Origin of the sequence: Halomonas denitrificans, assembly GCA_019800895.1 — a bacterium.
Lineage (GTDB): Bacteria > Pseudomonadota > Gammaproteobacteria > Xanthomonadales > Wenzhouxiangellaceae.
The window spans coordinates 1-15,342 of the sequence record JAHVKF010000002.1; the positions used below are offsets into that span (position 1 = coordinate 1).

General features: G+C 69.9%; 13 protein-coding genes. 3 read left to right on the forward strand and 10 right to left on the reverse strand.

Annotated elements, in window-relative coordinates; genetic code table 11:
• Positions 1–158 precede the first annotated feature (158 nt).
• From KUV67_04460 to KUV67_04480, 5 genes are all read right to left on the reverse strand, one after another.
• On the reverse strand, positions 159–1,610 hold the full coding sequence (locus KUV67_04460) for a YdiU family protein (protein ID MBY6204118.1): 1,452 nt from the start codon (positions 1,608–1,610) through the stop codon (positions 159–161).
• 41 nt (positions 1,611–1,651) lie between these two features.
• On the reverse strand, positions 1,652–2,572 hold the full coding sequence (locus KUV67_04465; GenBank protein ID MBY6204119.1) for a response regulator: 921 nt from the start codon (positions 2,570–2,572) through the stop codon (positions 1,652–1,654).
• A gap of 536 nt (positions 2,573–3,108) precedes the next feature.
• Positions 3,109–4,029 (reverse strand): response regulator, encoded by a 921-nt coding sequence (locus KUV67_04470; protein ID MBY6204120.1) that lies wholly within the window; start codon positions 4,027–4,029, stop codon positions 3,109–3,111.
• A gap of 236 nt (positions 4,030–4,265) precedes the next feature.
• Positions 4,266–5,375 carry a response regulator gene (locus KUV67_04475; protein MBY6204121.1) on the reverse strand — a complete coding sequence of 370 codons (1,110 nt, stop codon included), beginning with the start codon at positions 5,373–5,375 and terminating at the stop codon, positions 4,266–4,268.
• 5 nt (positions 5,376–5,380) lie between these two features.
• Complete coding sequence (locus KUV67_04480) at positions 5,381–6,415, reverse strand: response regulator (GenBank protein ID MBY6204122.1); 1,035 nt, start codon at positions 6,413–6,415, stop codon at positions 5,381–5,383.
• A 306-nt stretch (positions 6,416–6,721) separates the two neighbouring features.
• Here KUV67_04480 and KUV67_04485 point away from each other — a divergent pair, with 306 nt between their 5' ends.
• Positions 6,722–7,453: an SDR family oxidoreductase gene (locus KUV67_04485; GenBank protein ID MBY6204123.1), complete on the forward strand. Its 732-nt coding sequence runs from the start codon at positions 6,722–6,724 to the stop codon at positions 7,451–7,453.
• 287 nt (positions 7,454–7,740) lie between these two features.
• Complete coding sequence (locus KUV67_04490) at positions 7,741–8,913, forward strand: GPI inositol-deacylase (GenBank protein ID MBY6204124.1); 1,173 nt, start codon at positions 7,741–7,743, stop codon at positions 8,911–8,913.
• Between the two features lie 699 nt (positions 8,914–9,612).
• On the opposite strand, the gene KUV67_04495 is transcribed toward KUV67_04490, so the two are convergent.
• The 5 genes from KUV67_04495 to KUV67_04515 all read right to left on the reverse strand — a co-directional run bounded on the left by KUV67_04495 (position 9,613) and on the right by KUV67_04515 (position 13,755).
• Positions 9,613–10,020, reverse strand: a complete 408-nt coding sequence (locus KUV67_04495; protein MBY6204125.1) for a DUF393 domain-containing protein — start codon at positions 10,018–10,020, stop codon at positions 9,613–9,615.
• Positions 10,017–11,273 carry a hypothetical protein gene (locus KUV67_04500; protein ID MBY6204126.1) on the reverse strand — a complete coding sequence of 419 codons (1,257 nt, stop codon included), beginning with the start codon at positions 11,271–11,273 and terminating at the stop codon, positions 10,017–10,019. The genes KUV67_04495 and KUV67_04500 overlap by 4 nt, the downstream gene beginning before the upstream one ends.
• A gap of 310 nt (positions 11,274–11,583) precedes the next feature.
• Positions 11,584–12,183, reverse strand: coding sequence for a class II aldolase/adducin family protein (locus KUV67_04505; GenBank protein MBY6204127.1), 600 nt, complete (start codon positions 12,181–12,183; stop codon positions 11,584–11,586).
• A 470-nt stretch (positions 12,184–12,653) separates the two neighbouring features.
• A complete protein-coding gene (locus tag KUV67_04510) occupies positions 12,654–13,157 on the reverse strand; it encodes a hypothetical protein (GenBank protein MBY6204128.1) in 504 nt (167 codons plus the stop codon).
• A gap of 43 nt (positions 13,158–13,200) precedes the next feature.
• Positions 13,201–13,755: an RNA polymerase sigma factor gene (locus KUV67_04515; GenBank protein ID MBY6204129.1), complete on the reverse strand. Its 555-nt coding sequence runs from the start codon at positions 13,753–13,755 to the stop codon at positions 13,201–13,203.
• Positions 13,756–14,196: 441 nt separating this feature from the next.
• Between KUV67_04515 and KUV67_04520 the strand changes: the two genes are divergently transcribed.
• Positions 14,197–14,823 (forward strand): glutathione S-transferase family protein, encoded by a 627-nt coding sequence (locus KUV67_04520; protein ID MBY6204130.1) that lies wholly within the window; start codon positions 14,197–14,199, stop codon positions 14,821–14,823.
• Positions 14,824–15,342: the final 519 nt, after the last annotated feature.

Here is a 15,342-nt window from a genome sequence, read left to right on the forward strand (position 1 = left end):
GTCCACCCGTAGCCACCATTTCCCTTTCCGATTCGTCCGCCCCGCGCTCGCGGGGCCCGGGCTTTTCGCTCGCAAGCTCACTCCCACAGGCCCGGATCAGCCAACACGGGTTCCGGTGGGGGGTCGGTTCCGCCGGGCTCTGCACCGGCCGTTCCACCTCAGGTCCCGCAGAAGGTCTGCAGCACGCGCTCGTGGTCTTCGGGCGGGTCGCGCAGGTCGGCGAATTCGTCATCGGCCTCGAACGGCTTCGCCCAGGCCGCCTGGAGCCGCTCGAAGACGCCGAAGTCGCCCTCGTCCTCGGCTGCGCGGATGGCGCGTTCGACGAGGTGGTTGCGGGGGATGCGATCGGGATTGACCGCGTTCATCGCCTTTCGAACGGCCGCCGGCGAGCGACCCTCCTCGGCCAGGCGCGTTCGCCAGCGCGGCAACCAGTCGTCCAGCGCGCCGGCGTCGTCGAAGCCGGCGCGCAGGTCCGCGCTGTCGTCCTCGATCGCGTCGGCCAGGTGCCGGAACGCCAGCGTGAAGTCCGCCCGGCCGGCGTGCAGGGCGTCCAGCCATGCATGGATCAGCGCATCGTCGTCGGCGTTCGCTTCGACCAGCCCGAGCTTGGCGCCGAAGCGGGCACGCCAGTGCCGCTCGAAGCGGCCGGGAAAGGCCTCCAGGCGTCGGTTCAGCTCGCTCAGGGCCGCCGCCTCGTCGTCATCGACCTGCGGCAGCAGGCACTCGGCCAGGCGGGCCAGATTCCAGTTCGCGATCATCGGCTGGTTGCCGTAGGCGTAGCGACCATGGCGGTCGATCGAGCTGAACACCTGCTGGGGATCGAACTCGTCCATGAATGCGCACGGTCCGTAGTCGATCGTCTCCCCGGACAACGCGCAGTTGTCGGTGTTCATGACCCCGTGGATGAAGCCGACGCCCATCCACGCCGCGACCAGCGCGGCCTGGGATTCGACGGCGTGGTCGAACAGCGCCAGCGCCGGATTCGGCCCCGGTTCGAGGTCCAGCCGGTCGAGGACGAAGTCGATCAGTGCCTCGACGGTCTCGCGGTCGCCGCGCGCGGTGAAGTACTGGAAGGTGCCGACCCGGACGTGGCTGCGGGCGACCCGGGTGAGCACGGCACCGGGCCGCGGCTGCTCGCGCTGCACGAACTCGCCGGTGGTCACGGCGGCCAGCGCCCGCGTGGTCGGCACGCCCAGCGCGTGCATGGCTTCGCTGACCAGGTATTCGCGAAGCACCGGACCCAGCGCCGCGCGGCCGTCGCCGCCGCGGGAATAGCGGGTCGGACCGGAACCTTTCAGCTGAACCTCGTACCAGCGACCCAACCGATCGGCCAGTTCGCCGAGCAGCAAGGCCCGGCCATCGCCGAGCTGGGGAACGAAATGGCCGAACTGGTGCCCGGCATAGGCCATCGCCAGCGGCCGCGCCGACGCCGGCACCCGGTTGCCGCCGAACAGCTCGGCCAGCGTGCCGCGGCGCTGCTCGTCGATGCCGAGGTCGGTGGCCAGCGGCCGATTGAAGGCGCGCAGCTCCGGCGCCTGGACCGGCACCGGGTCCTGGGCGACCCAAGCGTTCGCTGGCAGGCGGGCGTAGCGGCGGTCGAACTCGATCATCGAGGGCTCACGCGAGCATCCGTGGCCACGACCGGACGACGTCAGAAGGTGCCGGGCGAGCGCAGCGGGGTCACGTTGGCCGGCGCGTCGAGACGAGCCAGCCCGTCCTGCAACAGGGCCTCGGCCTCGTCGCCGAACTGCGGAATCTGGATGAAGAAACTCACCTCGAGGTCCAGCGAGCGGCCCGGAAAGCGCGCCGGCTGGCGGGCGATCGACCGACGCAGACGATTGCGCAGCAGGCGCGCGCCCTCTTCCGGCGTGGCCGGCAGCAGCAGGGAGTAGGTGTCGGTCGCGCTGCGCCCGACCGAGTCCTCGATCCGCACCTCGCGCAGCAGGGCGCGCTCGAGATGGCGCATCATTGACTCGCCCCAGCGCGCGCCGATCCGCTCGGCGACTTCCTTGCGGTTCTCGAGGCGAACGTGGAGCATGCACCAGGGCAGGCCCAGTCGCTCGTGCAGGCTGGTCGCCTGGCGCATGCGCGACAGCAGGCCCAGGCGGTTGCGCTCGATGTTCGGCGGCGCGTAGGCGCCGGTCTCGTCCTGCTCGGCGTCGCGCAGGAAAATCTGCAGCGGGTCGATCAGGTCCTCGGCGGTGAAGGGCTTCGGCACCAGGCGATTCGCCCCGGCGTCCATGGCCTGGTCGCGGCCGGCGCGCTCCTCCATGCTGGTCACGACGAGCACCGGGAGCTCGCGGACCCGGGTCATCGGCGCGCTGCGGATTCGCCGGATCAGCTCGACGCCGTCGATGCCCGGCATCATCAGGTCGGTGATCACGGCGCGGATCTGGGTGTCGTTGCAGAGCCGTTCCCAGCCGTCCTCGCCGTCTTCGGCCAGGACCACGTCGAAGCGTTGCTCGAGCCAGCGCTTGGCGGCGAATCGCATCAGCCGCGAGTCGTCGACGAACAGCACGCGCGAGCGGCTCCGGGTCCGGGTGTCGTCTCGACGCTCCTGCATATCCAGCATGATCCTCTCCAGCCCTCGGCCCGGAACGGCGGCCGAACGGTCCCTCGGAGCGAGGAACGGCAAGGAATGATCATAAACGATGGCCCCGCGGAACTGAACCGGCCCGCGTCGGGCAGAGGAAACGCGGCGGCCCGTCCGGCCGCCAGCCTGTGGAAGCGAGCTTGCGAGCGAGCGGCCGCTCCGCATCCGCCGACCGAAGCGCCTGTAGGAGGCCGCTTGCGGCCCAACAGGCATCCACCGCCCTCGAACCCTGCGCCTGTGGGAGTGAGCTTGCGAGCGAACGGTCGCCCCGCCTCCATCGACCGAAGCGCCTGCAGGAGGCCGCGTGCGGGCGAAGAGGCATCCGCCGCCTTCGAACCCTGCGCCTGTGGGAGTGAGCTTGCGAGCGAACGGTCGCCCCGCCTCCATCGACCGAAGCGCCTGCAGGAGGCCGCTTGCGGGCGAAGAAGCATCCGCCGCCCTCGAACCCTGCGCCTGTGGGAGTGAGCTTGCGAGCGAAGAGCGCCCAGCGGCATGCCGCAGGCGCGGTGCAGCGCCTACTCGTTGACCTGGCGCATCGCCTGCCCGAACACGCTGCCGTCGTCGTCGTCGGACGGCACGTAGGCGACCAGCTGTTCCGGATCGATGCTCTTGTCCGGCACGTGGAGATAGATATCGACCTTGACGTCGAGCCGGTGGCCCTGGAGTTCGAAGGCATGGCCCGCAACCGCCGCGTGGATGCGCTCGCGCAGGGCGCGGGCACCCTGGGCCGCCGTGCCCGGGAGCAGCAGCGTACGATGGTCGTTGCCGGTGCGGCCGACCGTGTCCTCGATGCGCACGGTGGTGATCAGGACCTTCTCGAGCTGCCGCATGATGGCCTTGAGCACCGAGCCTTCCAGCTTGACGCGGGACCCGTTCTCGACCCGAACGGAGTTGAGCCGGACCTGCAGCAGCGAGATCGGCAGGTCCTGGCGAAGATGCAGCGCCATGGCCTGGAGCAGACGACCCAGGAATCCGGCCCGGTCGCGTTCGACGTTGATCGCGCTCGGCACCTCGATCGTCGACGTGCGCGACTTCGGCGCCGGTTCCACGGCAAGCAGCTGGCTGACGCGGTCGAGCAGCGCCGGCGGCCGGAACGGCTTGGTCATCATCTCGTTGGCGCCGAGATCGATCGCCCGGCGGCGGTCCTCGGCCGACTCCGAACCCGTCAGCGCCATCACCGGCAGTGCGCGAAGCCGCTCGTCGTCGGAACCGCGGATGTGCTGGATCACGCCGAAGCCGTCGACCCCCGGCATCATCAGGTCGGTCACGACGCAACGAATCTCCGGATCGTCATCCAGCGCACGGATCGCCGACTCGCCGTCTTCGGCCAGCACCACGTCGAAGCGGTCGGCCAGGCACTTCTGCGCCGAGAACCGCATCAGGCGCGAGTCGTCGACGAACAGGATCTTGCCGCCCGGGTTGTTTGCATTCGCCATCGTGTCCACCATCCGTGCGATTGAGGTCGAAGCGGACGCGCGACGGGTCGGCGCCCTCACGCTAGTTATTCAATCTGCATGCCAACTGGATGGAAAACGTGCGTCATGCACGGTATCGGGGGGTGGATTCGAAACGCCGTCGCGGATTGACTCGACCGGACCGCCCCGCTGGACGCGCGCGCATCGGCGCAGTTCGTCCATTGCCGACCACGTCGTTGCGGCGGCTCGGTCCCCGATCAGGCGCCGGCGTCCCCGTCCCGCACGGGGCGAAGATGCAGCCCCTCGTCGCGTCCGGCCGGCCGGCGGCCGCCCTGCGGCCCGGCGCACGGTCGAACCAGCAGCGCCGAGGCGTCGAGATCGCGCTTGGGCACGTGGATCATCGCGACGATCTCCGGTCGCACGGAGCGCCCGCGCACCTGGCGGGGGCGATCGCCCAGGGCGTCCTTCACCCGCTGACGCAGGCGCCGCGCGCCGTCGAGCGGCGTGGCGGGCAGCAGCACCGTGTAGTGATCGCGGCCGGTGCGTCCGACCGTGTCCTCGGCGCGCACCGCCTCGACCAGCTCGGCCTCGAGGTGGCGCATCAGTGCATTGAGCATCGCGCCGCCCATCTCCGCCTCGATCGCGGCCGCGTTCCGCAGACGCAGGTGCAGCAGCGCGATGTCCAGGTCGTGGCGCACGTGCAGCGCCAGCGCCTGGCGCAGGCGCTCGACGAAACCGACGCGCGAGCGTTCGACGTTCGCCGCGGCCGGCACGTCGATGCGCCGCGGCCCGGAACCTTCCCCGGCCTCTCGACCCGCGGGACCGCCCGGCGACGCACCGCCGGTACCGGCGGACGGGAGCGCGAAACGCTCGTCGGGACCGTCGACCGGCTCGCCGCCGGCGTCTGCCGTCGAGCTTCCGGAAACCGGAGGAATCGGACCGACCACCGACGCAGCGGGAGCGTCGTCCTGCGCGCCGGCCAGCAGCCTCGCCACCCGGTCGCGCAGTGCCGAGGGACGGAACGGCTTGGTCATCAGGTCGTCGGCGCCGAGCTCCAGCGCGCGCAGCCGGTCGCCTTCGACCGTGGAGCCGGTGACCGCCATGATCGGCAGCGCCCGAATGCGATCGTCCTCGGAGGCGCGGACATGGCGGATCACGTCGAAGCCGTCGGTCTCCGGCATCATCAGGTCGGTCACCACCGCGGTGATCGCCGGGTTGTCGGCCAGCGCCCGGATCGCGTCATCGCCGCCTTCTGCCAGCACGACCTCGTAGTCGCCGGCCAGGCTCTTGCGCGCGGTGAAGCGCATCAGGCGCGAGTCGTCGATGAACAGGACGGTGTCGCGGGTTGTCTTCGTCGATCGGGTCATGTCGGTCACCTCGATGGGGTGCTCGCGATGGTCGCCGGTCCCGTCCTGCGCTCAGACAGCTGCGCGACCTTCGGTGCGTCGAGCCGGACCATGCCGATCGCGAGCAGGCGTTCGGCGTCGCGGACCTCGCCCGGCAGCTGCACCTGGGTGCGAAGCTCCAGCCCGACCGATCCCGACGGAAAGCGCGCCGGCGATTGCCGCAACGCGCGGTCCAGGCGCTTGCGCAGCTGCTCGGCGCCCGACTCGGGCGTGGCCGGCAGGATAAGCGTGAACGTATCCGGCGCACTGCGGCCCACCGTGTCCTCGACCCGAACGCGGTCGGCCAGCAGGCGCTCGACGTGGCGCATGGTCGCCTCCGCCCACGCGTTGCCCCAGCGACCGGCAATGCGCGCATGGTTCAACAGGCGGACGTGGACGAGCGACAGCGGGAGGCCGTGCCGCGCATGCAGCATCAGCGCCTGCTCGGCGCGCAGCAGCAGGCCGGGACGGCGACGCTCGACGTTGCCGTGGTCGGTCGCTCCCCGGGCGAGTTCGGTGGCGGGTCGATCCGCGGCCAGGTAGCGCCCGATGGGATCGGCGAGGTCGCGGTCGGTAAAGGGTTTCGGCACCAGGTCGTTGGCGCCCGCCTCCAGCGCACGCTGGCGGTCGACGGCTTCTTCGACGCTGGTCACCACCAGGATCGGCAGGTCGCGGATCGCGTCCACGCTGGAGGCCCGGATGCGCTCGATCAGGCCGACGCCGTCGAGGCGCGGCATGTTGATGTCGGTGATCACCGCCTTGATGCCCGGCGTCGCGTGCAGGGCCTGCCAGGCGACCACGCCGTCGTCGGCCAGCTCCACCTCGAAGCGCGGGCTCAGGCCGCGGCTCGCGGCGAAGCGGACCAGGCGCGAATCGTCGACGAACAGCACCCGCTCACGATGCGCTGCGCGGCCCTCTCGCAGGTCGAAGACGTTGCCGTGTCCAGCGCCCGGATGCGGCCGCTGGACGCACTCGGCGCCGTGATCTGCGGCGGTGACCGAATCTGGATCGATGTCGCTCATGACCGTGACCTCGCTCGGATCAGGGGTCGGACGGGTCGCCGTTCGCGCCGGGACACCCGGCCGATCCGCAACGCGACCGACGTTGCAGGGCTCCAGATGCAACAACTGCGCCAAGTTTTTCGAACTAAAACCTAAGGCACTGTTTCCAATAGAATTATCCGGGCACCTTCGCGACCGACCATTGCCGCGAGAGTGGCCCGAAGGCGTCACTTCCGGCCCTGGTTCCGGGATTCGACGCCCGGGCTTACGGAATCCTCATCGTCGCCCGGTAGGCTCGTCCCCGACTTCCAGACCGGACCCATCGAAATGACTGCACCCGTAGTGATCCTGGGCGCCAACGGCGGCATCGGCGAGGCGCTGGCCCGCCGCATGGCCGAGCGCGGCGCCGACCTGTTCCTGACCGCGCGCGACGCCGACTCGCTGGCCGACCTGGCCGAAGCCACCGGCGCGCGCACCGCCTCGCTGGATGTTACCGACCCGGATGCGGTCGCCGAGGTGCTCGGCCAGGCCGACTCCGGCGACGGCATCGCCGGACTGGCCTACTGCGTCGGTTCGATCGTGCTCAAGCCGGTCAAGTCGGCCACTCCGGAGGACTACCTCGACACCTTCCGCTTGAACACGCTGGGCGCCGTACTCTCGGTCAAGGCGCTGGAGGACGGACTGAAGAAGGCCGGCGGCAGCGTGGTGCTGTTCTCCACCGTCGCCGTCCAGCAGGGCTTCTCCAATCACACGGTGATCAGCACCGCCAAGGGCGGCGTCGAGGGCCTGACCCGGGCGCTGGCGGCCGAGCTCGCGCCCGAGGTCCGGGTCAATGCCATCGCGCCGAGCATCACCGAGACCGGCATCGCCGGCAAGCTGCTTTCCAGCGAGCAGATGGCCAAGGGCCTGGCCAACATGCACCCGCGCGGCCGCTACGGCCAGCCGGACGACGTTGCGGCAATGGCCGCGATGCTGCTCGGCGGCGACGCCGACTGGATCACCGGCCAGGTCGTTGCCGTCGACGGGGGCCGGGGGGCGCTTCGCACGCGTAATCAGTGAGAGGAAGGGACTAGGGGCGAGGGGCGAGGGGCTAGTACCGCCGGTGCATTCCCGGGCCTGAGGCGCAACTACTGCCCCTACTAGCCCCTTTCCCCTAGTCCCTTTCACCTGAACGCAAGAAGGGGCGAGGGGCCACGGGCGAGGGGCTAGTAACACCGGTTCATTCCCGGGCCGCGGCCGGTTCCGATGCCCTCACCAGCCCCTTTCCCCTCGTCCCTTCCCCTAGCCGCTGGCCCCTTGGTTTCCCGCCGTGGGATACTCGAGTTCGTCCTGCCCGCGAACGTCCCATGGCCGTCGACCGAACGCTGCCGCTGCACCCCGAAGACCTTCGCGGCCTGAGCCAGCTGGTCATCGACGGCGTGATCGGGGTCACCGACCTGGCCGAGCACCTGCACGCGGCGATCGCCCTGCCGCTTCGCCCGGCATCCAGCACGCGGACCCTCGGCATCGCCCGCGGCGTCTATTCGTCGGTCCGGGGCATCACGCGGCTGGTCGGCAGCGGACTGGATGTCGCCCTCCGCCCCCTGGCGAGCTTCACGCCGGCCGGAACCTCGCCGGTCCGCGACGACCTGCGCGCGGTGATCAACGGTGTGTTCGGCGACCACCTGGAGGCCGCTTCGAACCCGCTGGCGATCCGGCCCGGGCTGAGCCTCCATGGCCGACGGCTGACGCTCGACGCGCCCCTGCACCTCGAGAACGCGCCCACGTCGCTGGTCGTGTTCATCCATGGCCTGTGCCTGCATCCCGGTCACTGGGAGCGCACCGCGACGGCATCGGAGGATGCCGAGGGCGAAAACGGGCGGGAGCGTCCGTCGCTGCCGGTTCTCCTGGGCCGGCGGCCTAAACGAGCTGGGCTGCACTTCCACTACAACTCGGGCCGGACCATCCATGCCAACGGCCGCGATCTCGCCGATGCACTGGAGAATCTCGTGAAGTGCTGGCCCCAGGAGGTTCGCACGATCACGCTCGTCGGCCACAGCATGGGCGGCTTGCTGGCGCGAAGCGCGGCGCACCAGGGGCGGGTCTCCGACCATCGCTGGACGAAGTCGCTGCGCCGGATCATCGCGCTGGGCTCACCGCACCAGGGAGCACCGCTGGAGCGGGCCGGGCATCTTCTCGATCGCCTCCTCGGCGCCTCGCGCTACAGCCTCCCGTTCGTCCGACTCGGCGGCGCGCGCAGCGCGGGCATTGTCGACCTGCGTCACGGCCGGCTCCTGGCGACCGGCGAGCGCCCGACGCTTCCCTCGGGCACCCGCCTGCACCTCGTGGCCGCGAGCCGCTCCAGCCCGGAGGTCCGGAACCCCGTCGGTGATGGCCTCGTGCCGGTCGACAGCGCGCTGTTTGCCGATGCCGGCGAAGTTCCCTGGATCACCCGTCGTCGCATTGCGGCGTGCAGCCACCTCGGCCTGATGACCCATCCCGACGTGCTCGACCACGTGCGGGACCTGCTGGGCGACTGAGGTCTCCGCTCGGTTCCGTTCGCCCAAGAGCAGCCTCGATTCGGAGGTGGCTACGAGCAGGAGGATTCCTGTTGGCGGCCCTTGCGGGCGAATCGCCGATTCGGAACTGCCTTCGCTCGCAAGCTCACTCCCACAGGCTCCGGGTTCCTTGATGACGCCCCGATGGACGCCGCTTGCGGGCGAAGGATCCGGGCGACCTGTGGGAGTGAGCCTGCGAGCGAGCCGGGTCGAAGCCTCGAGCCTGTGGCAATGAGCTTGCGAGCGAACCGGGTCGCAGCCTCGAGCCTGTGGGAGTGAGCTTGCGAGCGAACCGTGTCGAAGCCTCGAGCCTGGGGCAGTGAGCTTGCGAGCGAACCGGGTCGCAGCCTCGAGCCTGTGGAAGTGAGCTTGCGAGCGAACCGGGTCGCAGCCTCGAGCCTGCGGCAGAGAGCTTGCGAACGAACCGGGTCGAAGCCTCGAGCCTGTGGCAGTGAGCTTGCGAGCGAACCGGGTCGCAGCCTCGAGCCTGTGGAAGTGAGCTTGCGAGCGAACCGGGTCGCAGCCTCGAGCCTGCGGCAGAGAGCTTGCGAGCGAACCGGGTCGAAGCCTCGAGCCTGCGGCAGAGAGCTTGCGAGCGAACCGGGTCGAAGCCTCGAGCCTGTGGGAGTGAGCTTGCGAGCGAACCGAATCGGCCTGCGACGTCGGGTCTCCGAAGCGACCCTACTTCGGCGCCGGCACCGCCGGGTCGCGCTTGCCGAGCAGCAGCGCCGCCACCCACTGGATGGCCGGGCGGAAGAGCAGAAACAGACGGTAGAGCCGCTCGAGAATCCACAGCACCACGCGGTTCCGGGCCAGCAGGCCCAGCGGGCGGAACGAGGGCACGGCGCGCCACATCGCGGCGAAGGCCGCCGCGCCGTCGAGCAGCGGACCGTCCTCGCCTTCGCGGGCATGGAAGCGCTGCAGGAGCAGGTCGCGCTGGATCGGACAGGTCGCGCCGTCCTTGTCGACATCGACGATCCGGATGTTGTCGTCCCGGTCCAGCTTCTTCATCAAGGCGATCTCGCGCACGCACAGCGGACACCCGCCGTCGTACCAGACCGTCACGCTCGTCGAGTCGAGTGCGCTCACGTCAGGCCCGCCTGCTCCAGCAGTTCCGGAATCGTCTTCTTGAACGGGAAGAACCCCTTGGTCGCGTGCGGCCAGGCGTTCGTGTCCCACTCCCGCCGGACGCGCTTCAAATCCACACCGCTGCCGCGCAGGGCCTCGTCCAGGGCGCGCAGGCCGTCGTCGATCGGGCCAACCGGGGCATCGGGGGTCACGATCACGGCGGCCCCGGCCGCGTTCGCGCGTTCGGCCAATTCCTCGGCGTCCAGCGCGTCGATGGTCGTCGCGTCCACGCCCAGCTCGTCGCGTGCTACCTCGGCGGCATTATCGGCGGCGCGGGCCACGAAGGCCCGTGCCTTGTCCCCGAACGGCCACGGCGCGTCCGCGTGGCCGGCCCTGGCGACCGTCACGCCGCCGATGTCCAGCCCGTGCGGTAGCGCCTCGTGGCCGCGCAGGTCATCGCCATGCAGCAACAGGAGGCAGCGCGTGCCGGCCTCGACCGTATCCGGCGATGCGATCGGCTGCCGCTCCGGGCGCTGCGGGTCGTCCTCGACCGGCTCGGCGTCGCTGGCCAGTTGCTGACCGAGCCGGTCGGCGTCGTAGCGGCCGTCCGTGTACCTGGCGATGTTGCTGGCCCGGGCCTTGTAGGTCTTGCCCGGTGTCTGGATGCCGGCGACCCAGCGCCAGCCCAGCGTGTTCGATGCCGGGTCCGCGTCGACGAGGTGACGGAGAAAGAAATCCGCGCCCAGCGCCCACGGCAGCTTCAGGGTGAAGATCCAGATCGACGCGAACCACATCCGCGCGTGGTTGTGCAGGTAGCCGGTGGCCTTGAGCTCGGCGACCCAGTCGTCGAAGCAGGCGATTCCCGTGCGGCCGGCCTCGGCCTCCTGCCACGCCTTCGTCCAGCCGTTGTTCAGCTCCCCGGGCTCGCGCAAGCGATCGCGCTCGTCGAGAAAGTCGTGCCAGACCTGCGGGCGCATCTGGAGCCAGCCCTTCCAGTAGGTGCGCCAGAGCACCTCCTGGATGAACTTCTCGGCCGTCGACGGCGCGAACTCGTCGAGCACCGCCTCGACCACCTCGCGTTCGGTGACCAGGCGGTGGCGGATGTAGGGCGAGAGCTGGGACACGTTGTCCTTGCGTCCGGGGCCGGGGTCGGTGTTGCGGCTGGACGCGTACTTGCGGCCCGCGCGCGGCGCGAAATCGGCCATGCGCTGGAGGCCGGCCTCGCGCGACGGCGGAAACAGGTCGAGGGGGTCGGGGTGGTCGGCATTCGTCATGGCGCTACCGTAGTCGGCCGCGGCGAAGGCCGCGTGACTACCGGACCGGCCAGCAGCTTCGATTCTTGAGACCCCTTTGGAGCCCGCTTGCGGGCGAAGGGAAAAACCGCCTGTGGGAGTGAGCTTGCGAGCGAACCGGATCGAAGCCTCGAGCCTGTGGGAGTGAACTTGCGAGCGAACCGGATCGAAGCCTCGAGCCTGTGGGAGTGAGCTTGCGAGCGAAGGAAGAACCGATCCGAGCGCGAACCCGCAGTGGGAGGGAGCGCTGCTCGCGACCGGGCCCTGTCCGGCCCGCCCGCAGCCGGCACCCTCAATCGAACAGCTGCATGATCCTGCGCGTGGCCTGTTCGACGTCGTGGCCGTAGGCGATCAGGCCGTCGTCGTGACCGGCCATCACGGCGATGCCGTCGGAGCGGAAATCGGTCTCGCGGTACAGGCGCTGGAACTCGCGTGCCATCTCCGGCGTGCCGTAGGGCACGTCTTCGCCGGTGGTCGGAAGTTCGCCCTTCAGCGATTCCCACAGCGGCTCGGAATGGACGTGCACGACCGCGCCGATGCCCGGGTGCAGCTCGTAGATCGCGGCGTGGGTCAGCGCCTCGCTCGAGGCCTGCACCGGGCCCCGGCAGGTCACCCGGTTGTCCTCGATCGAGTAGTCGGTCACCAGGCTGTAGTGACGCGGCCCGGTGGCCTGGATGTCGCCGGTCTGGGTGCCGCTGATCACGAAGCCGCCGAGGTCCACGTCGCGCACGCTCACGTTGCCGTAGCCGACGTCGTGCACCTCGTCGTGGCCGACCAGGCCGGCCCGCCACAGCCTTCGACGACAGCGGTCCAGCGCCTCGACGCGCGCGGCCGGCAGGGGGGCGGCGCGCTGCCAGTTCACGGAGTACTTGGTATAGCCCTCGTCGATCATGGGCAGGCCACCTCGGCGTCGATCGAACCCGGAGTATCCCCGTCCGGCGCGGTCGGAGCAAGCCGGGCAGCGGCGAGGCCAGGGAACCCCTTCGCGCGCAAGCGCCCTCCTACAGACTCTGCGCTTCGATCCATGAGAACCTGTTGGAGGCCGCTTGCGGGCGAAGGAGCAGAGCCCTCTGAAAGGAGAAGAACCCCTGTGGGAGGGAGCCCCGCTCGCGACCCGACCTTCCCGCCCCCGTTGCCTCCAGGCAGGCTCCCACAGGAGCAGCTCGGGCCACCGAGTCTCCTGTTGGAGGTCGCCTGTGGGCGAATGGGAAACGCCGCCTGTGGGAGTGAGCTTGCGAGCTAAGACCGAACAGATCCGCTTCCTGTGGGAGCGGGCCTTGCCCGCGAAAAAACCAAGAAGACCGCCTGCAGGCCTCCCACAGTCGAGGCTCACCCGCAGGCGACCCGACAGCAACCCAGGGCCTACTCGGAGCCGCCGCCATCGGCCTGCTCCCGCAGCAGCGCATCCCTCCTCGCCACGAGCGCGGCGTGGCGGCGGCGAGCATGGACCAGCAGCAGCACGGCGCCGAGCAGCAGCCCGCCGCCCATCGGCGCAGCGGTCCAGGCCAGGGCCGAGCCGGTGACCAGCCCGCCGCCCACTGCGGCCAGCGTGAACGCACCGCTGAACACGGTCGCCATCGTTCCGGCCACCACCCGGTGGCGCTGGAACAGGGGCCGGCGGCGGCTGAGCACCCAGCTCGAGTACGCGATCCAGCAGGCCGCCACGACCAGCAGGCCGCCGAAGGCCAGCGTCGTTCGAAGCGGAAGACCGGACTCGGTCAGCAGCAGCGCGGTCACCAGCACCGCCATGGCCGACGCGGCGAGCAGGACGCCGACGTGACCGTAGCGCGCGGCCGGGGACAGGGTGCGGTCGGTCAGTTCTCGCAGGCGGGCGTGCAGGTCGTTCGCGGGCGTGGTCGTCATCATCGGTCTCCTGGGTCGGGGGTCGAAAGGGGTGGTGTGGATCAACCTACGGGCCGGCGTCGTCGGCGTTCGTTTCCAGCACCCGACGCATCTGCTTGCGCGCCCGGTGCAGCCTGGACTTGACCGTGCCGACCGGCACGGAGGTCGCGCCTGCGATCTCGTCCAGGGTCAGCTGCTCGAAGTGGTACAGCCAGACCGCCTCGCGGTCCGGCGGCGTCAGGACCGAAAGGCCGCGCTCGACCTGGTCGCGGTCGACGTGCAGCTGCTCGAGGTCCGCGCCATCGGCCAGCGACGCATCGGCGTCATCGCTCGAGTCCTCCGGCGGGGCGGCGTAGCGCGACCGCAGGCGGTCGACCAGCACGCGGTGGGCGATGCCGAACAGCCAGCTACGGAACCGCGCCGGATCGCGCAGCCCCGGTAGTCCGCGCAGCACCCGCAGCCAGGTGTCCTGCACGAGGTCGTCGACTTCGGCGTCGTTCGCCGCGACGCGCCAAACGTAGCCGCGCAGCCGATCGGCGTAGCGCTCGATCAGTGCATCGAAGGCTTCGCGCTCGCCCAGCTGGCAGCGGATCGCGAGCAGTTCGTCGTTGGCGTCGGTCATGGGCTGATTTCCCCGGGTCTCGATCAAGGTAGTCGGAAATCGGCCCCGAAAGGTTCATTCGATCCAATCGCAGGCAGTCGGCGCACGGGATCGTCCTTCGCGCGCAAGCGCCCTCCAACAGTCTCCAGCCTTCGATCCATGAGCACCTGTTGGAGGCCGCTTGCGGGCGAACCGGAAAAGCGGTCTGTGGGAGTGAGCTTGCGGGCGATCCGGAAAAGCGGTCTGTGGGAGTGAGCTTGCGGGCGATCCGGAAAAGCGGTCTGTGGGAGTGAGCTTGCGAGCGAACCGCCGGGTTCGGGAATACTTCGCGCGCAAGCGCCCTCCAACAGGCTCCAGCCTTCGATCCATGAGCACCTGTTGGAGGCCGCGTGCGGGCGAACGCCGCTTGCCGACCGCATCCGCCGGGCCTAAAGTGGTCGAACGCCTCCCGGGAGCTCCGCCATGTCCGACCTGACCTTCTACACCCACCCCCGCTCGCGCGGTCGCATCGTGCGCTGGATGCTCCACGAAGTCGGCGCCGACTACGACGTCGAGTACGTGAAATACGGCGAGACCATGAGTCAGGAGGCGTACCGGAAGATCAACCCGATGGGCAAGGTCCCGGCGATCCGCCACGGCGACGCCACCGTCACCGAGTGCGCGGCGATCTGCGCCTACCTCGCCGACGCCTTCCCCGACGCCGGCCTCGCGCCGCCGCTGGACCAGCGCGCCGACTACTACCGCTGGCTGTTCTATGCCGCCGGCCCGGTCGAATCGGCCATCATCAATGCCGCGCTCGGCGTCGAACTGAAGCCCGAGCAGGAAGGCTTCGTCGGCTACGGCAACATGCGGCGCGTGCTCGACACGCTCGAGGGTGCGCTGTCGAAGTCCGACTACATCTGCGGTTCCACCTTCACCGCCGCCGACGTCTACGTCGCCTCGCAGATCGGCTTCGGCCTGCAGTTCGGCACCCTCGAGAAGCGGAAAGCCTTCGAGACCTACGTCCAGCGCGCCACCGACCGAGATGCGCATCGCGAGGCCAATAAGCTGGACGACGCGGCCATGGCCGAGCACGGCCAGGCGGACTGAAGCCCGACTCGGGAACGGCTTCCGCGCACCGACTCGAGGCACCCGCCCACCCCGTCGCCCCCCGCTCCCCGTCGCCCCGCACCCTCTCCCCGTCGCCCCGCACTCGATGCGGGGCCCAGCGGCTTTCCAGGTTTTGTTCAATAGGCCAAAGTCGCTGGATCCCGGGTCAAGCCCGGGACGACAGAAAGAAACCTCCCCGTAGCCCGGGTAAGCGAAGCGTACCGGGGCCCTTCAAGCCGCGAAAAGGGATCGACGCCGGAGCCGAGCACGACGCACGAAGAAACCCCGGGTGCGGCCCGCGGCCTTACCCGGGCTACGCAACCGTTAGAAAACCCGGGCGCTCTGTCGAGACGACCCGGCCTCCTTTCTACGTCGCCCCGCACCCCCTCCCCGTCGCCCCGCACTCGATGCGGGGTCCAGCGACTTTGAGGTTGTAGAACCAGAACCTAAAGTCGCTGGGACCCGGGTCAAGCCCGGGACGACAGAAAGAACCCCCCCGTAGCCCGGGTAAGCGAAGCG